Origin of the sequence: Amycolatopsis xylanica (genome assembly GCF_900107045.1) — a bacterium.
Classification (GTDB): domain Bacteria; phylum Actinomycetota; class Actinomycetes; order Mycobacteriales; family Pseudonocardiaceae; genus Amycolatopsis; species Amycolatopsis xylanica.
Genome location: NZ_FNON01000014.1, coordinates 138807 through 155179 on the forward strand (window position 1 = coordinate 138807; position 16373 = coordinate 155179).

General features: G+C 67.4%; 18 protein-coding genes. 9 read left to right on the forward strand and 9 right to left on the reverse strand.

Annotation, left to right across the window (positions count from 1 at the left end):
• Positions 1–4: 4 nt before the first annotated feature.
• From BLV57_RS40410 to BLV57_RS40425, 4 genes are read right to left on the reverse strand one after another with little or no spacing between them, the layout of a single operon-like run.
• Positions 5–634 (reverse strand): MarC family protein, encoded by a 630-nt coding sequence (locus tag BLV57_RS40410; RefSeq protein ID WP_091299414.1) that lies wholly within the window; start codon positions 632–634, stop codon positions 5–7.
• 2 nt (positions 635–636) lie between these two features.
• Complete coding sequence (locus tag BLV57_RS40415) at positions 637–1500, reverse strand: PHP domain-containing protein (protein WP_425426085.1); 864 nt, start codon at positions 1498–1500, stop codon at positions 637–639.
• A gap of 52 nt (positions 1501–1552) precedes the next feature.
• Complete coding sequence (locus BLV57_RS40420; protein WP_091299419.1) at positions 1553–2113, reverse strand: PH domain-containing protein; 561 nt, start codon at positions 2111–2113, stop codon at positions 1553–1555.
• 23 nt (positions 2114–2136) lie between these two features.
• Complete coding sequence (locus tag BLV57_RS40425) at positions 2137–2298, reverse strand: hypothetical protein (protein ID WP_176969029.1); 162 nt, start codon at positions 2296–2298, stop codon at positions 2137–2139.
• 186 nt (positions 2299–2484) lie between these two features.
• Between BLV57_RS40425 and BLV57_RS40430 the strand changes: the two genes are divergently transcribed.
• Complete coding sequence (locus BLV57_RS40430; RefSeq protein ID WP_091299425.1) at positions 2485–2913, forward strand: NUDIX hydrolase; 429 nt, start codon at positions 2485–2487, stop codon at positions 2911–2913.
• A gap of 41 nt (positions 2914–2954) precedes the next feature.
• On the opposite strand, the gene BLV57_RS40435 is transcribed toward BLV57_RS40430, so the two are convergent.
• Together BLV57_RS40435 and BLV57_RS40440 are read right to left on the reverse strand one after the other, a co-directional pair.
• The gene (locus BLV57_RS40435; protein WP_091299428.1) at positions 2955–4058 is read right to left on the reverse strand and encodes a DUF2332 domain-containing protein; all 1104 of its coding nucleotides are present in this window, start codon (positions 4056–4058) and stop codon (positions 2955–2957) included.
• 9 nt (positions 4059–4067) lie between these two features.
• Positions 4068–4571 carry a MaoC family dehydratase gene (locus BLV57_RS40440; RefSeq protein ID WP_091299430.1) on the reverse strand — a complete coding sequence of 168 codons (504 nt, stop codon included), beginning with the start codon at positions 4569–4571 and terminating at the stop codon, positions 4068–4070.
• Positions 4572–4889: 318 nt separating this feature from the next.
• On the opposite strand from BLV57_RS40440, the gene corA reads away from it, so the two are divergent.
• From corA to BLV57_RS40455, 3 genes are all read left to right on the forward strand, one after another.
• Positions 4890–5981, forward strand: coding sequence for a magnesium/cobalt transporter CorA (gene corA, locus BLV57_RS40445; RefSeq protein ID WP_091299433.1), 1092 nt, complete (start codon positions 4890–4892; stop codon positions 5979–5981).
• A gap of 179 nt (positions 5982–6160) precedes the next feature.
• Positions 6161–6814 carry a metallophosphoesterase family protein gene (locus BLV57_RS40450; protein ID WP_091299436.1) on the forward strand — a complete coding sequence of 218 codons (654 nt, stop codon included), beginning with the start codon at positions 6161–6163 and terminating at the stop codon, positions 6812–6814.
• Complete coding sequence (locus BLV57_RS40455; RefSeq protein WP_091299438.1) at positions 6811–7653, forward strand: chromosome partitioning protein ParB; 843 nt, start codon at positions 6811–6813, stop codon at positions 7651–7653. Before BLV57_RS40450 ends, BLV57_RS40455 begins: the two co-directional genes overlap by 4 nt.
• A 57-nt stretch (positions 7654–7710) precedes the next feature.
• On the opposite strand, the gene BLV57_RS40460 is transcribed toward BLV57_RS40455, so the two are convergent.
• Positions 7711–9204 (reverse strand): MFS transporter, encoded by a 1494-nt coding sequence (locus BLV57_RS40460; protein ID WP_091299441.1) that lies wholly within the window; start codon positions 9202–9204, stop codon positions 7711–7713.
• A gap of 94 nt (positions 9205–9298) precedes the next feature.
• Between BLV57_RS40460 and BLV57_RS40465 the strand changes: the two genes are divergently transcribed.
• Complete coding sequence (locus BLV57_RS40465; protein ID WP_091299444.1) at positions 9299–9973, forward strand: TetR/AcrR family transcriptional regulator; 675 nt, start codon at positions 9299–9301, stop codon at positions 9971–9973.
• Between the two features lie 292 nt (positions 9974–10265).
• Entirely contained in the window at positions 10266–10598 is a 333-nt protein-coding gene (locus BLV57_RS40470) for an MmpS family transport accessory protein (RefSeq protein WP_091299447.1), read from the forward strand.
• Between the two features lie 2 nt (positions 10599–10600).
• Here BLV57_RS40470 and BLV57_RS40475 read toward each other — a convergent pair whose 3' ends face one another.
• Positions 10601–10798, reverse strand: coding sequence for a PspC domain-containing protein (locus tag BLV57_RS40475; RefSeq protein ID WP_091299451.1), 198 nt, complete (start codon positions 10796–10798; stop codon positions 10601–10603).
• Positions 10799–10935: 137 nt separating this feature from the next.
• Here BLV57_RS40475 and BLV57_RS40480 point away from each other — a divergent pair, with 137 nt between their 5' ends.
• Complete coding sequence (locus BLV57_RS40480; protein WP_091299455.1) at positions 10936–13518, forward strand: glycosyltransferase; 2583 nt, start codon at positions 10936–10938, stop codon at positions 13516–13518.
• A complete protein-coding gene (locus tag BLV57_RS40485) occupies positions 13519–14943 on the forward strand; it encodes a radical SAM protein (RefSeq protein ID WP_091299458.1) in 1425 nt (474 codons plus the stop codon).
• Positions 14944–14993: 50 nt separating this feature from the next.
• Here the strand turns inward: BLV57_RS40485 and BLV57_RS40490 are convergent, their stop codons facing one another.
• Positions 14994–16037 (reverse strand): J domain-containing protein, encoded by a 1044-nt coding sequence (locus tag BLV57_RS40490; RefSeq protein WP_091299460.1) that lies wholly within the window; start codon positions 16035–16037, stop codon positions 14994–14996.
• A gap of 55 nt (positions 16038–16092) precedes the next feature.
• On the opposite strand from BLV57_RS40490, the gene BLV57_RS40495 reads away from it, so the two are divergent.
• Positions 16093–16373 (forward strand): ArsR/SmtB family transcription factor (locus BLV57_RS40495; RefSeq protein ID WP_091299463.1); only part of this gene is annotated, 281 nt, incomplete at its 3' end.

A 16373-nucleotide genomic window follows, 5' to 3' on the forward strand; every position in this document is an offset into this window, starting at 1 on the left:
GGAACTAGGTCCCCGCGATGAACCCCTTGACCGAGTTGGCGATCAGCTCGACCGCGATCGCCGCCAGCAGCAGACCGGCGATCTTCGCCACCAGCGTGATCCCGCTTTCCTTGATCAGCCGGATCACCACGCCGGAATAGCGCATGCAGAGATAAATGAAGAAGTGCACGACCAGGATCGAAAGGCCCAGCGCCACATACGCGCCGACGTGCCCGTCCGCCTGCCGCACGAACACGATGGTCGCCGCGATCGCACCGGGGCCTGCCAGCAGCGGCGTCCCGAGCGGCACGAGCGCGACGTTCACGTCGTCACCAGCGGCTTCGGACTCTCCGCCGCTGCCGCCCGTCAGTAGCTGCAAAGCGATGAGCAGCAACAGCAGGCCGCCCGCGCCCTGCAGCGCCGGGATGCCGATGCCGAGATACGACAGGATCGCCTGTCCCGCCACGGCGAACAGCGAGATCACCAGCAGCGAGACCAGCACCGCCTGCCGTGCCGCGCGCGCACGGGTCGCAACCGGTTTGCGGCCGACCAGGCTCAGGAACACCGGCACCGTGCCGGGCGGGTCCATGATGACGATCAGAGTGATCGTCGCGCTCATGAACAGCTTCGCGTCGAAGAAATCGGTGATCGTCATGGTCAGCCCACCACAACAGAAGAGCCGGTCGCCCGCGAGACGAGTTCCTCGTAGACAACCGGATCGGTGGTCTCGGCGCCGATCTTGGTCGGCTTGTTGGTGCCGTGGTAATCGCTCGAACCCGTCACCAGCAGGCCGAGCTCCGCGGCGAGGCCACGCAGTTCGGCGCGCGTCGGCGCGTCGTGGTCGGGGTGGTCGATCTCGACGCCGGTGAGCCCGCGCGCGGCGAGCCCGGCGAGCGTCTCCGGGCGGATGACCGCGCCGCGCGACCGCGCGAACGGATGCGCGATGACCGTGACGCCACCGGCGGCGGCGATCATGTCGATCGCGAGCTCGATCGGGGTGTCCTCGCGGCCGACGTAGTAGCCGCTGCCCTTGGCGAGGTAGCTGTCGAAGGCGTGGCTGACCGACTCGACCAGCCCGGCGCGCATCAGCGCCTGCGCGAGGTGCGGGCGCCCGCCCGCGGCGTCCGGCGGGAGCCGGTCCATCACGTCGTCGGGGTCGACGGGCAAGCCGTCGGCCGCCATCTTCTCCGCCATCCGGCGCAGCCGGGTGCGGCGCTCCTCGCGCAGCCGTGACTGCTCCAGGACGAGCGCGGATGAAGCAGGATCGAAGAGGTAGGCGAGCAGGTGAACGCTGATCTGCCGCCCGGTCACCGGGTCGGCCGAGACGGTGGACAGCTCGGCGCCGGGCACCAGCGTCAGGCCCGGCGGGACCGCCTTCGCGGCCTCCGCCCAGCCTGCGGTGGTGTCATGGTCGGTGAGCGCGACGACGTCGAGCCCTGCCCTGACGGCGGCCGAGATCAGCCCCGCGGGGCTGTCCGTGCCGTCGGACTCGGTGGAGTGGGCGTGCAGATCGATGCGCATTACGACCATTGTGGACGATGCGGTAGGTCACAGCGACCCCGGGACCAGCGGCTTAACCCACTGCTTTCTTGCCGCGGGCGGCACGCTGCGCCTTGATCATCGAGAACCGCTCCTGCTGCTTCTGCTTGTCGCCGAAGACCAGCTCGGAGATGGTGTCGTAGAACTCCTCCGGGCGCGGCAGGTAGTCGATGCGGTTGAGCGCCTGGATCTGGCCCGCCGACTCGACGATCATGGTGCCGTACCCCATCATGCGGCCGGTCGCCGTGCGCTCGTAGGTGAGGTCGGTGACCTTGGTGATGGGCATCATCAGCACCTTGGTGGTGAACACCCCGGTGGTCATGACGAACCGTTTGTCCGTCACCACCAGCCGTTCGACCCACCACTCCATCACCACGTAGGCGAACCGCAGGATCACCAGCAGCGCGACGTACCAGAGGATGTTCTGCACCAGCCACATCGAAGGCGGCAAGAGGTAGGACACCAGCACGCAGATCGCCAGCAGCGCGGCGGCCTCGAAGGTGTCCCACAGCAGCACAGCCCAGTGACGGCGGATCCGGATGACCCGCCGTTCAGTGTCGAGTAGGTACTCGTCTGGATCGCGAGGGGCGAACATCAGCCCAGACTATCCGCAGATACCTAGCTGAAGACGCCGCTGACGAAGCTGATCACCGATTCGGCCGCACTGCGGAGGAAGCCGATGATGTTGTTGACAAGGCCTGCCGCCTGTCCAGGCTGGGCGATCACGAAGAAGAGAACCAACGCGACACCAGCGAATACCGCGAGCTTTTTCGCGTTCACAACGATCAGTCCCGTCTGTTAAGCCGACAACCCGAAAACCTAGCTGCTCACTTTGTACCGCACCGCGCTCGAACACGGGAGGAATGTCCCGCGCTTGGGTCAGCGGCTGCGTCAAAGCGTACCTCACGGCTACTCTCCGTGTACAGGACAGTACTTGTCAGTACGTCATCTGGATAAGCTCGTTCTATGACGTCCCCGCCATCCGGCACCGTGCGCTGCGTCGGCGGCATCCTGCTCGACCCGGCGCGCGGATTACTGCTGATCAAACGCGCGAACGAGCCGGGGCGCGGGCTGTGGTCCGTGCCGGGCGGCCGCGTCGAACCCGGCGAATCGGACACGGAAGCCGTGGTCAGGGAGCTGCGCGAGGAAACCGGGCTCGACGTGATCCCCCGCACACTCGTCGGCACGGTCACGCGTGGTCCATACGAGATCCACGACTACGCCTGCGAGGTGACCGGCGGGCTGCTCCGAGCAGGTGACGACGCCAGCGACGCGCGCTGGTTCACCCGCGAAGAGCTGGCGGAGTTTGATGATCGGGGAGCCCTCGCGGACCGCCTGCTGGTCACGTTGCGCGACTGGGACGCCCTGCCCGCGCCCGCCACCCGACCCGCTTAAACCCTTCGTGTCAGGCCCATGACACGGCGTGACGAAGGCGCTCAGCCCAGCCAGGTCATGCGCTGGCCGTGCGGGGCCGTCCGTGCCAACGCACGCGCGTTCACCCGACCATCCGGCCAGGAAACCAGCCCCAGGGTGCACAGCGCGCCGGCGCCTTCGAACGCCAGATCGTCGCGGCCGGGAAGCACGTACTTGAGCGCGCCCTCATAAGCCTCTTCGCTCACCCACCACAGTGGGCGAGTGCCCGCGAGCGCGGCGAGCGCGTCGATGAACTCTTCGCGTCGATCCGGGAAATAGGTCAGGACGTGGCTGGTGATCACCACGAGCGGCGCGTCGGCGGGCAGCCGGTCGACGGCCGCGCCGAGGTCGTCGATGGCGTCGCCGGTGATGAGCTCCGGCTTGTACTTGCGCTGCGCGGCGGCCGCGGAGCGCAGCAGCCGGATGCGGTCCGGCTGGTCGGCCCACACGCACGCCTCGAGCCAGGCGAGCTCTTCCTCGTCGTCGGCGTCGACCGGCGCGCGGTCCAGGCCGACCGAGGCGAGCACCGTCAGCTTCTTGGGCAGCTTCGGCAGCACCGCGCCCGGCGCGAGGTCGAGCGCGCAGTGCAGGCCGACCGCGGCCTTGGCCGGGCCCGCGGTCAGCTGCTCGCCGCCGTCGGCCTGGTAGCGGTAGGAGAACTTGTCGAGCCCGAGCAGGAGCCCGGCGCTGCAGCCGACCTCCAGCAGCGCGATCTTGCCGCCCGCCTCCTTCGCCGCCTGCGCGACCGCCGGGTACAGCAGCGCCGCCCTGCGGACCTCGTTGGTCTGCGTGTAGCGCGACGCGATGATCGCGCGGGCCTTGTCCTCACGGCTGAGCAGGAACTCGCGGAAGAGCGGCCAGGTCTCGCTGTCGACGCCGTCGAAGCCGCCGAGCGAGGGGTAGTAGCGCGAGAGGGGGTGGATGGGGTCGGCCTGGATCAGCCGGTGCGCGGTGGCCATCAGCAGCGTGCCGCGTGCCTCGCCGTCACGCGCGGAGGTCAGCAGGCCCGCGATCTCGTCGTCCTCGGCCGCCTGAGTCGCGAGGTGCTCGTACAGCGGCGAGACGACGCCGCCCGCCTCCTTCACCGCGAACGAGCGGATCGCCTCTTTGATCTGGTCGAGCCCCATCCGGTCCCCCTACGCGTGCGGAATCGGACGGCCAGGCTGTTCGCCGCCCCTGGCATCACCATAGGACCGCTTCGGCACCATGACCTTGCGACGGAAGACACACACGATCGTGCCGTCCTGCTTGTAGCCGCGCGTCTCGACGTAGACGACGCCGCGGTCGTCCTTGGACTTCGACGGCGTCTTGTCGAGCACCTCGGTCTCGCCGTAGATGGTGTCGCCGTGGAAGGTCGGCTTCACGTGCTTGAGCGATTCGACCTCGAGGTTCGCGATCGCCTTACCTGACACATCCGGCACGGACATGCCAAGGAGCAACGAATAAATGTAGTTCCCGACCACGACGTTCTTGCCGAAGTCCGTGGTCTCTTCGGCGTAGTGCGCGTCCATGTGCAGCGGGTGGTGGTTCATGGTGAGCAGGCAGAAGAGGTGGTCGTCGTACTCGGTGACCGTCTTGCCGGGCCAGTGCTTGTAGACGGCACCGACCTCGAACTCCTCGAAATATCGCCCGAACTGCACCAAAACCTCCAAGGCGGGGTAACGCCGCGAGAGCCTGCGGCGACAGCCACTTATGTTGAGGAGTACCCTCAACCATTGGTGTTCGCCCGTCAACGCGAGCATCACCACTTCAGGCCTTAGGAGGTGAGGAACACAGATGAGTAGTGGCGATAGTCCGCTCCCTAGTAGTCCCAGCGTTCCCACCACCTCGGCCGGTCTCCCCGGTTTCTGACCCCGGCTTCCCGGGAACGCTGGTTAGTGCCGGTCCGGCCGGCACGTCGTCTGTGCGCATGACCGGGAGGTCGTGCGCGTCGGTGCACGACACAGCCAGGAGATCCCATGCCTGCGATTCCTTCACTCGGCGGTCTGCGAGGCCGCGGCAACGGGCGCGCCAAGAGCGTGCCCGCGGAGCGGCCGATCCCCGTGCCCTTGTCGGCTTACGTCGTCGACTGCGCGGTGTACGTGGACGGCAAGCGCCTACCCGGGCGCTGGACGCACGCCGAAGCCATCAAAGAGGTGCGCAAGCGCCGTGACGGCTTCGTGTGGATCGGGCTGCACGAGCCGGACGCCGAGCAGATCCAGGGTGTCGCCGAGACGTTCGGGCTGCACGAGCTGGCCGTCGAGGACGCGCTCGAGGCGCATCAGCGGCCGAAGCTGGAGCGCTACGACGACACGTTGTTCATGGTGCTCAAGACCGTGCGCTACGTCGAGCACGAGTCGCCGACCACGGCGAACGAGATCGTCGAGACCGGTGAGCTGATGGCGTTCCTCGGCCGCGACTTCGTCATCACCGTGCGCCACGGGAACCACTCCGGGCTGGCGAGGCTGCGCCGCGAGATGGACGAGGAGCCCGAGCGACTTTCGCTGGGCCCGGCCGCCGTGCTGCACGCGATCGCCGACCACGTGGTCGACCACTACCTCGATGTCACCGAAAGCATCGAGCAGGACATCGACGAGATGGAGACGCAGGTCTTCGCGCCGCGGTCGCAGGTCAGCGCCGAGCAGATCTACTTCATGAAGCGCGAGGTGCTCGAACTGCGCCGCGCGGTGATGCCGCTCAAGACACCGCTGCAGCGGCTCGCCGAGGGGTACAGCAGGCTGATCCCCGACGAGGTGCGCTCGTACTTCCGCGACGTCGACGACCACCTCACCACGGTTTCGGAGCGGGTGGTCAGCTTCGACGAGCTGCTGACCACATTGGTCGACGCGACACTGGCGAAGATCACGCTCCAGCAGAACACCGACATGCGCAAGATCACCGCGTGGGCGGCGATCATCGCGGTGCCGACGGCGCTCGCGGGCATTTACGGGATGAACTTCGACTACATGCCGGAGCTGCATTGGCAGTTCGGCTATCCGCTGGTGGTGACCATCATTTTGGGCATCTGCCTGCTGCTCTACCGAATATTCCGAAAGAACCAGTGGCTCTAACTGTTCTTTCCACCCGGTCGAGTTACAGGAGTTCCGCCATGCCGAAGATTCTGCTCAACCTCAAGTTCTGGGCGCTCGCCATCGGTGTCGTCTGGATCGTCGTCATCACCGCCGTGATCATGAAGGACCCCGCGTTCGCGCACGGCGTGAAGTGACGCGCATGCCCTTATCCTGGGCCTATGGTCAAAGCACTGGTCGTCGCCGACGAGGTCGACGAGCGACTGTGGACGGATGCCGTCCGCGGTTTCTCGGTCGACCTCGTCATCGGCGCCGGTGATCTGCCGTTCAAGTACCTGGAGTTCCTGGCGAGCGCGCTGGACCGGCCGTGCGTGTTCGTGCCGGGCAATCATGATCCGGACCTGAGCGGCTTCACCCGCTACGGCGGACTGTCCATGAAGGACGGTTTCCCGGCCGAATGGCCCGGCCCGCAAGGCGGGATCAACGCCGACGGCCGGGTCGTGGACATCGCGGGCCTGCGGATCGCCGGGCTCGGCGGGTCGATCAGGTACAACGACGGGCCGAACCAGTGGACGCAGCGCCAGCAGGCGCGCCGGGCGAGGAAACTGGTGCGGCGCGCGGACTGGAAGCGCCGCCGCGACGGCCGCGCGGTCGACATCCTGCTCACGCATTCGCCGCCGCTGCATCTCGGCGACCGTGACGATCCGCCGCATCGCGGCTTCGACTGCCTGCACCGCACGATCGCCCGGCTGCGCCCGAAATGGTTGCTGCACGGGCACATCCACCCGCACGGCGAGGCCGTGCCCGATCGCGTGGCCGGCTCGACGCGGCTGCGCAACGTCGTCGGCCACCAGGTGATGGAGTTCTCGGTATGAACAGGGACACCGGTTTTCCCCGCGCGGACGCCGAAGCCGACTTCCTGCGGGCCCGCCGCCGCCAGGTGCTGTCCCGGCTCGCGAAGTGGCTGCGCGGCGAACCCGACGACGTCAACATCATGTTGCCGTTCAAGGAGGTCGTCGACGCGCTGGGTTATGTCAGCGAACGCCGGATCGGCACCCGGGTGATCACCTTGGACTCGATCGTCGGCAGTGTGGACCGAGGGCGTGACTTCGACCGCCGGTTCCGGCCGACTTCGGGCCGGGTGCGTGAGCGCTGGGAACGGCTCGCGCTCGCGGCGCGGCGTGGTGAGTCGATCCCGCCGATCCAGGTGTACCGGATCGGCGATCTGCACTTCATCATCGACGGCCACCACCGGGTGTCGGTGGCGCACGCGATGGGGGTGCCGACCATCGAGGCCGACGTCGTCGAGGTGCGGACCAAATTGGACCCGAGCGGCATCCGCTACCGGGGCGATCTGATCGTCAAGGACTACCGCAGGCTGTTCCTGGAACGGGTGCCGCTGACTGGCCAGTCGCGTGCTTCGGTCGTGTTCAGTGACGCTTGGGACTACTCGCGGCTCGGTGAGCACGTCGAGGCGTGGGGTTTCCGGCTGATGCAGGACGAAGGTGTCTTCTCGGACCGCGCGACCATCGCGAAACGGTGGTACGAAGAGGAATACGAGCCGGTCGTCGCGATGATGCGGCAGGCGGACCTGATCGGTGACCGGACCGAGGCCGAGGCCTACCTCTGGGTCGCGTGCGAGCGGTACCGCTTGATCCGCACCCACCGCTGGGACGACGAGGTGATCGAAGCGGTCCGCTCGCGTAAACGCTGACGGGATAAAGCGGGCTTTATCCCGGTCTGGCATAAAGCCCGCTTTATCCCGGACTGGCTAGACGTGCACGACGGTCGGCGCGCCTTCGAGCTTGGGCGCGCCCGGCTTGAGCAGCAGCCCGGTGAGCACGGCTCCGGCGACGAAGATCGCGCCCGCCCAGGTGAACGCGGTCGTGTAGCTGTGCACCGCGGCCTCGGCCGCCAGCTGCTGGGTGGGCACCTTGCCCTCGATGAACGAGGTCGCGGCGTTCGCGGCCAATGTGGACAGCAGCGCGGTGCCGATCGAGCCGCCGATCTGCTGCATCGTGTTGACCGCGGCCGAAGCGACACCGGCGTCGTGCTCGTCGACACCGAGCACCGCGACGTTCATCGCGGGCGCCATCGACAGGCCGATGCCGACGCCCATCACCATCAGCGGCAGCAGCACGCTGCCCGCGTAGGTGCTGGTCGTGTCGATCCCGCTGAGCCAGAAAAGCCCGGCGGCGGCGATCAGCATGCCGGTCGGCACCAGCGGCCTCGGGCCGAAGCGCGGCAGCAGGATGGTGGTCGCGGACGTCGCCGCGATCATCAGCGTGGCGACCATCGGCAGGAAGGCGACGCCGCTTTCGATCGGGCTGAACCGCAGGTTCTGCTGCACGTAGAAGGTCAGGAACAGGAAGATCGCGAACATCCCGATGGCCAGCAGGAACATGGCCAGGAACGAGCCGCCGCGGTTGCGGTCGAGCAGCACGCGCATCGGCAGCAGCGGGTGTTCCGCGCGCTGCTGGATCGCGACGAACGCGGTCAGCAGCACCAGACCGGCGACGAGGAAGCCCCAGACCGAGGCGGACGACCACGAGTCGCTCTGTGCGTTTGAGAAGCCGTAGACCAGGGCGAACAGGCCCGCGGACGCGGTGATCGTGCCCGGGATGTCGAGCTTCGGGCGCTTCTCGGCCGGCTGCGGCTTAAGAAGCACAGCAGCGCCTGCGAAGGCGATCACCGCGAAGACGATGTTGACGAACATGCACCAGCGCCAGTCGAGGTACTCGGTGAGCACCCCGCCGAGCAGCAGGCCGATCGCCGCTCCCCCGCCACCGATCGCGCCGAACACCCCGAACGCGCGGCCGCGTTCCTTCGGGTCGGTGAAGGTGGTCGTCAGCAGCGAAAGCGCGGCGGGCGCGAGCAGCGCGCCGAAGACACCCTGGGCCGCTCGCGCGATCAGGAGCATTTCGATGCCGTTCGCGGCGCCGCCGATGGCGGACACGATGCCGAAGCCGGCCAGCCCGACCATCAGCGCGTTCTTGCGGCCGAACAGGTCGGCGACGCGGCCGCCGAGCAGCAGCAGGCTGCCGAACGCGAGCGCGTACGCGGTGACGACCCACTGGCGCGCGTCGTCGCCGAAGCCGAGGCTGTGCTGCGCCGACGGCAGCGCGATGTTCACCACGGTGGCGTCGAGCACGACCATCAGCTGGGCGATGCCGATCACGGCCAGGATCGCCCAGCGGCGGGCGTGATGCGGATTTTCCGAGTTTTGGGCAGGTGGTACGGCAACAGCCGTGGCTGAGTCAGGCATTGATGTCCCTTATGTGGAGTAAGCGTCTCCCCTTATGCCGACCAACGTACACGCTAAGCGGAGAAGGTGTCTCTACTTTGCTAGACTGAGAACCATGACACGGGACACAGCTCCCGTCGCACGGACGCGGCCGCTGCGGCGAGACGCCGAGCTCAACCGCCGCCGGATCATCACCTCGGCCCGCGTGGTCTTCGGCCAGCGCGGCCTCGACGCCACCCTCGACGACATCGCCCATCACGCCGGACTCGGCGTCGGCACCGTCTACCGGCGCTTCCCGAGCAAGGAACACCTGGTCGAGGCCATGTTCGCCGAGCGGCTCGAAGAGGTCCGCCTGGTCGCCGAGGAGGCGCTGCTCAACCCGGACCCCTGGGACGGCTTCGCGAACTTCGTCTGGACGATCGTGGGACTGCAGGCCGAGGACCGGGGCCTGCGCGAGGTGATGCTGTCCAACGCCTTCGGCCACGCGCAGGTCGCGGAGGCGAAGGAGCGGATGATCCCGGTCTGCACCGAACTCGTCGAGCGCGCGAAGGCCAGCGGCAAGCTGCGCGCGGACTTCGCGCCGACCGACCTGCCGCTGATCACCCTGATGATCGGCTCGGTCGCCGAGTACACCCAGCTGGCCGAGCCCGGCCTGTGGAAGCGCAGTCTCGGCCTGCTGCTCGACGGCCTGCGCGGCGCGCCCGGCGCGCCGTCCGAACTCGCGCACGAGCCGCTCGACACCGAGGCACTCGACAACGCGATGTGCTCCTGGCGCAAACGCGGCTCGTGAGTGTTGCAGCCGGTTCCAACCACCCGATATTTGGTCACCTACACCCGGTTCCGGGGTGGAAACAAGGGCCGCCTTTGTCACGCTAGAGGTGACAAGGGGCGCCCTTGTCACCCTCCGGTGCGACCCGGCACGTCCGTTCGTTGCCGGGCGGGTGGTAAACGGGGCGTTGACCTGGAGGTCGTGAGTGGCGCGGCCGGTTAGAACGGGCCGCGGCACTCACGAGCCTTTCGGCCGAGCGGAACCGGTCATTCAGCTGAGGTGACGCGGTTCGCCACCAGGCCACGCTGGACGGATGCGTAGTGGACTAGTGGCGTTCGCGGCCGTCGTGCTGGCACTGACGGCGGCCTGCGGCGGGCGGACCTGGCAGGTCCGCATGGAGGTCGATGGCCCGGCGCCCGCGAAGGTGGTGTCGAGCTTCGCGGGTGAGACGGCGCATCCGGAACTCGTCGAGCGGCAACTCCCCTGGCACGTCGAGAACTCCGTCGGCACCGGCTTCAGCAACATCGGCGTCCGCGGTGGCGCGCCCGGCACCGTCTGCCGGGTCTTCGTCGACGGCAAGCTCGTCAGCGAGCGTGCCGTCGACGCGACCGGGGCGGCCGACTGCGCCGCGGGCACCCAGGAATGAGGTCAGTCCGACTCGGGGATCGCCACCCAGAGGACCAGGTACAGGATGAACTGCGGCCCGGGGAGCAGGCAGGACAGCAGCGCGAGCAGGCGGACCGTGCCCGGCTTCATGCCGAAACGGCGGGCGATCCCCGCGCAGACGCCGCCGAACACGCGGCCGTGGCGAGGTCGGGTGAGCCTGGTGGTGGTCGTCGTGGTCATTTCGAACTCCTTGTCGGTTGGTAACACCGACTTTGCCCGTTCCGGCACCCTCCCGGCATCAGGCTCCACACCGATCTTTTCCCCTAGGGGTCCGCCGGTGCTGCGCGGCGGCGGGTTTCTGCGTACCGTCGTAATCGATGTCCACCTTGTGGGGAATCTCTTTCGACGCCGCTCCGATATCCGGCCTAGTGGTCGAGTTCGTCAAGACCGCGCGCCTGTTCCGGGATCGAGGCGCCCGCGTATGCCTCGACCTCGGATACGACATCAAAGCGGACAAGAACGCGTTCTTCCGGCCGTACACGGACGAACGCGACCACTTGCCGGACTGGGTGCGCCTCGGCCGGGTCGACGGCATCGAGCGGCTGGACGGGTACACCGCCGACTTCGTCGCCGAGATACTTCAAGGCGTGGTTCAAGGCGGAAACAAGCTGCCGCAGAAGGCGGAAACACTGTCTGAGCAGCTGAAAGATCTGCTGCTGGCGACCTGGTCCAAGATGGACGTGACGTCCGTGATCGTCGAAAACGGGACGTTGCCCGAGAACGTCATCTACACGAAAGCGCTCTATCTGGCCATCGACGAGTACGGCAGGCGGAACAGGCTCGGCCCGTTCGTGTTGTGGCGTGACCACGATCTGATGTGGCAGAGCGAACCCGGCACCGGCAAATACGGAGAGTTCCCTTATCCCGGCGCCATTCGGCCGCGCGAATCCCCGTTCATCCACTATGTGGTCCAACATCAGGATGCTTTGGACCACATGCTGGACTGGGTGCCGGGGCTGCCGAACATTTCCGTGCTGCCCAACACGTTCAGTCACATTCCGCACTCCGGAAACCCGCGTTTCCGGCAGGCGTACGGCATTCCGGGGAACGCCTCGCTCCTCGCCCGCTGCACGCGGATCATCCCCCAGAAACGGATCGACCGGGATCTCCATCTCCTCGCCGCGTTGACAGACCGGGTCGACGCGTACCTCTTCGTGGCGGGCGACATCGGCGAAGCGCCCGATGAGTACGCGAAGCTGACCAGGCTGGCCACAGAACTCGGCGTGAGCGAACGCGTCGTCTTCGGCGGCAAGCTCGCTCCCCGCGAGACGGTCTCTCCGACCGGCTTCTCCGTGCGTGACCTGCTGGCGCACGCGGACATCGTCTCGTTCCTCACCTCCTACGACTACGAGAGCTACGGCAACCCGATCGGTGAGGCCATCGCGTCGGGTGTCCCGTACCTCACTTCGCGGTACGAGTTGTACGACACCGTGTACGGCTCACTCGGCTTCCGCGCGCCCGTACTCGACATCACCACCCACGACCTGCCCACCGAGGCCTTCGTGGCCGAAGTGGCGGACCTGTTGCTGGACGAAAGGAAGCGTGGCCAGATGGCGGAGTTCAACCACCGGCTCGGCGAGCGGCACTTCGGCCGTGACCGCGCGGAGGAGGCACTGGCCGCGCTGCTGCCCGCCCCGATGGGCGAGCGGACCAGGATGAGCGTGGTCATCCCGGTGTTCAACGAGGCGGCGAACCTGCCGTCGGCGCTGGCGTCGCTCTACGACCAGCGCGACTCCGGCGGCATGCCGCTCGACCGCGCGCTCTACGAGATCGTGCTGGTGGACAACAACTCCACCGACGACACCGCCGAGGTGGTGCGCGCGTTCACCGCCGCGCATCCGGACCTCGCCGTCCACCTCATCCCCGAGCCGGAGCAGGGGCCCGCGTGCGCGCGGAAGACCGGGATGGACTTCGCGGCCGCGCGCAGTCGGGGGCGCGAGGACGGCGCCCGGTTCTACCTCGTCGGCGCCGACGCCGACTGCCGTGTCGCGCCCGATTGGCTCGGTGAGCTGTTCGCGACCATGGAATCGAGCAAGGCCGCGATCGGCGTCTGCGACTACTATTACGCGGCGGAGCACTTCACACATCGGCCCCGGCTCTGGACCGAGATCCAGAAGACGTTGCGCTGCCGTCAAGTCACCTTCTCCCTGTTCGGCGGTTTCCCCGACGGCAAGGGATTCGCGGTCGACCGGGACGTCTACGAGCAGGTCGGCGGGATCGAGATCTTCTATCAGCTCTCGGGCGGCCGGTTCGTCAACCATCTCTCGGACGACTGGGATTTCGGGATCAAGGTGCGCGCGTCCGGCGAGGACATCGTGTACGCGCCGAAGTCGCGCGTGGAGATCAACCCTCGCCGGGTCAACCACGCGATCGAGGAGGTGATCACCGGGCGCGCCTATGGCTCGGACGGGGTGATCGTCATGCGTGACATCCGGGTGGCGGACCCGGTGGTCGATCTGGAAGGCGATCTCACCGAGGCGGAAGCCTTGCAGGCGTGGGAATTCTCGATCAAGGACTTCACACCGAAGAACGTGATCCTGCCGGTGCTGCTCACCCCGTCACTGCTCGACGACGCGCAGGTGATCGAGTTCTTCGGGCCGTCGCTGGCGAAACGGCTCGCCCGGCGGATCGCGGAGATCACCGAGGAGATGCGGATCGTCGACTTCACGCCGATCCACGCCTACAAGACGCCCTCGTTCCGGCTGTACTTCGAGTTCGCCGACGAGATCTTCGCGCGGCTGCGCGCGACCGTCGGCGAGGACATCGGTTATCCACCACCGTTGCCGCCTTGCCTGGCCGAGGTTCCGGCGGAACGATTCGCCGAGTTCGTCCACTACTACTGCGAGGACAGGGAATCCGGCGAAGCGCACAATTATTTCGGAAACGGCGGGGTGTTCTGAATGGACTATGTGGAAGCGCTTACTTCATTACGCGACACTGACTCCGGCCATCCGGTTCCCGAGGTGCTGGCGGCGCTCACCGCGCCGGCCAACCGGCATCTGCTCGAGTACGTCACCGAGGATCCGTTCGGCGCGCATGTCTTTCCCGGCAACGAGACGTACTCGACCGAGGATTTCCTCGACGATCTCGGCAAACAGCTCGCCGACACCGCGCCGATCCATCTTTGGTCCTACATCCCGACCTGCGCGTATCGCTGCCGGTTCTGCCAATACCCGGTCGTGCTGGTGAAAGGCGCGGTCGCGGATGACAAAGCGACGCAATGGGTCGACTGGAACATCCGGGAAGCGGAGCTCTGGCTCAAGCGGGTGCCGAACCTGCGCGACGCGCCGGTCGGCGAGTTCAACGTCTTCGGCGGCACACCCTCGCTGCTGCCCGCCGACGCGATCCGGCGGCTGCTCGACTTCTATCGCGAGAACTTCGGGTTCACCGAGGACACCACGATCCGTTTCGAAGGCGACCCGAGCACGTTCACGCCCGAGAAGCTCGAACTGCTGCGCTCGCTGGGCTGCACGAAGCTGTCGAGCGGGGTGCAATCGTTCGACGACGAGGTGCTGCGGCAGTGCGGGCGTGAACACAGCTCGCGCATGTGCGTCGACTTCCTGCGCAACGCGAAGACGTTCGGCTTCGACTGGTACAGCATCGACCTTATGTACGGGCTGCTCGACCAGACCGTCGACAGCGTCCGCCACGATCTCGACATCGTGCTCGAGCACGAGCCGCCCGCGATCGTCTGCACGAAGCTGCACCTGAAGTCGTACGCCGACACCCGTACGGGCGTCGCCGGTGTGCAGCCCGCGGCCTGGCAGCTGCCGGACTATCGCGACAGGCTCGTCGACCAGGGGCATCGCTGGCCGCCACTCGGCGAGCAGTACCAAATGCGAGCACTGCTCACGGATGGCTTACAGGCGGCGGGTTATCGCGAGTATCCGACGATGTACTTCGCGCGCGGCGCCGAGCCGGAGAAGTGGAAGGCCATCATGGTCGACCAGGACAAGCAGGAGGCCGAGGTGGCGATCGGGCTCGGCGGCAGTTCGAGCTGCCGGGAGTCCGAAGCCATCACCGACGTGCACTGGCAGCGGTACTCCGAGGCCGTCGAAGCAGGCCAGATCCCGCTCGGCTCGGCCACGCGGTTCTCGCCGGAGGCGCAGGAGTCGCGTGCGATCAAGATGGCGCTGACGACACTCGCGCCGGTCCGGGATTCGGTGCACCGCGCGCGGTTCGGGCGCTCGCTGTTCGAGGAGCCGTGGCTTTCGCGGTTCCGTTCGCTGGCCGACCGCGGACTGCTCGTGGTCGAGCCCGATCAGATCTCGTTGACCACCAACGGGAAAACGCTCGTCGAGGCGATCATCAACACCGAGCTGTAAGAGGGTCGTGAGTGTTTAGGCCGGTTAGAACCGGCCGGAACACTCACGACCTAGCGGGAGACGACCTGGCCGAGCACCGTGCGGAAGACCTCGGGGTCGACCGCGGCGGGCCGCTCGGCCAGCCAGTCGCCGACCTCGATGACGAACTGCTCCGGCGTCATCAGCAGATCGGCGTCGGCCGTCACGACACCGGCCCGGTTGGGGTAGATGAGCAGCGCGCCGGTGACCTCGACGCCCGGGAGCAGGCGTTTGTACTCGGCGATCGCCTCCGGCAGCGAGCTGGAGCCGCCGCGGAACCGGTTCCCGTTGCGGTACAAGGACTCTTCGTCCATCTCGTAGTGCCCGGGCGGCCAGGACTTCGACTGGACGAGCACCAGCCGCTTGCCGACGAGCACGGCGTGGTCGATGTCGGCGAACACCGAGCCAGGCAAGGCGAGGCTGTGGAAGATCCGTACTTCGGGCAGCTGGGTGAAATACCGTCTCAGCAGCTCGGCCGTGCGGCGCTCGCCGATCTGGTCCGCGTCGACGCCCACCTTGCCGAACTCGGTGGCGTGGCCGAACTCGGCGGAGATGACGCGCTCGGCGCGCACGTCGGCGACGTAGCCGCGCGCCAGCCACGCGGCGCTCCCGGCGACCACGACGACCAGCAGGACCCAGACACCCCAGGCCATCGGCACGAACAGCAGCAGCACGCCCGCCACCACGATCAGCCACGGCGCGTGCCCGTGGCCTTCGCGCGGGGCGCGCCGCGACGCGGGCCTGGCGACCAGGTCCCACCACGGGATGACGTCGGGGTCCAGCACCACCGGGGGCGGCTCGAAGCCGGGATCGGCGCCGAACTCACGCCGCCGCGTGCGGACCGGCCCGCGTGGCCTCGGCGGGGCGATGACGTCGCCGGGCGCGCGGTCGTAGGCGGCGCGTTTGGCCGGGTCCGACAACGTTCCGTAAGCCTCTTGGAGCAGCCGGAAGGTACCGGCGGTGCCCCCGGCGTCGGGGTGCATCGACTTGGCCAGCGCCCGGTACGCGGACTTGATTTCCGCTGGTGAGGCCGTTTTCGCCAGCCCGAGCAGCTCGTAGTAGTCGAACCCCTGCACGGCGTGAGCCTACGCGTCGTTGACATGTGACCTTTTGGTCACCTATTCTCGGAGCGTGTCCGACGACGACTTGGTGTTCAAGGCCCTGGCCGACCCCACCCGTCGCCACCTGCTTGACCAGCTCTTCGAGCGCGACGGCCGCACGCTCACCGAGCTGGAGTCGGAACTGGAGATGACCCGTTTCGGCGTCATGAAGCACCTGCGCCTGCTGGAGGAGGCGGGCCTGGTGACCACGCGCAAAGAGGGCCGGGAGAAGCGGCACTTCCTGAACCCGGTGCCGATCCGGCTGATCCACGACCGGTGGATCGACAAGTACACGGAGCACCACGTCTCGGT

Bases quoted from the DNA above. Each gene is read 5' to 3' on its own strand.
- BLV57_RS40430 (WP_091299425.1), top strand. From the start codon at position 2,485: ATGACGTCCCCGCCATCCGGCACCGTGCGCTGCGTCGGCGGCATCCTG.
- BLV57_RS40470 (WP_091299447.1), top strand. From the start codon at position 10,266: ATGCGTAGTGGACTAGTGGCGTTCGCGGCCGTCGTGCTGGCACTGACG.
- BLV57_RS40450 (WP_091299436.1), top strand. From the start codon at position 6,161: ATGGTCAAAGCACTGGTCGTCGCCGACGAGGTCGACGAGCGACTGTGG.
- BLV57_RS40415 (WP_425426085.1), bottom strand. From the start codon at position 1,500: ATGCGCATCGATCTGCACGCCCACTCCACCGAGTCCGACGGCACGGAC.
- corA (WP_091299433.1), top strand. From the start codon at position 4,890: ATGCCTGCGATTCCTTCACTCGGCGGTCTGCGAGGCCGCGGCAACGGG.
- BLV57_RS40465 (WP_091299444.1), top strand. From the start codon at position 9,299: ATGACACGGGACACAGCTCCCGTCGCACGGACGCGGCCGCTGCGGCGA.
- BLV57_RS40475 (WP_091299451.1), bottom strand. From the start codon at position 10,798: ATGACCACGACGACCACCACCAGGCTCACCCGACCTCGCCACGGCCGC.
- BLV57_RS40485 (WP_091299458.1), top strand. From the start codon at position 13,519: ATGGACTATGTGGAAGCGCTTACTTCATTACGCGACACTGACTCCGGC.
- BLV57_RS40460 (WP_091299441.1), bottom strand. From the start codon at position 9,204: ATGCCTGACTCAGCCACGGCTGTTGCCGTACCACCTGCCCAAAACTCG.
- BLV57_RS40435 (WP_091299428.1), bottom strand. From the start codon at position 4,058: ATGGGGCTCGACCAGATCAAAGAGGCGATCCGCTCGTTCGCGGTGAAG.
- BLV57_RS40410 (WP_091299414.1), bottom strand. From the start codon at position 634: ATGACGATCACCGATTTCTTCGACGCGAAGCTGTTCATGAGCGCGACG.
- BLV57_RS40420 (WP_091299419.1), bottom strand. From the start codon at position 2,113: ATGTTCGCCCCTCGCGATCCAGACGAGTACCTACTCGACACTGAACGG.
- BLV57_RS40480 (WP_091299455.1), top strand. From the start codon at position 10,936: ATGTCCACCTTGTGGGGAATCTCTTTCGACGCCGCTCCGATATCCGGC.
- BLV57_RS40455 (WP_091299438.1), top strand. From the start codon at position 6,811: ATGAACAGGGACACCGGTTTTCCCCGCGCGGACGCCGAAGCCGACTTC.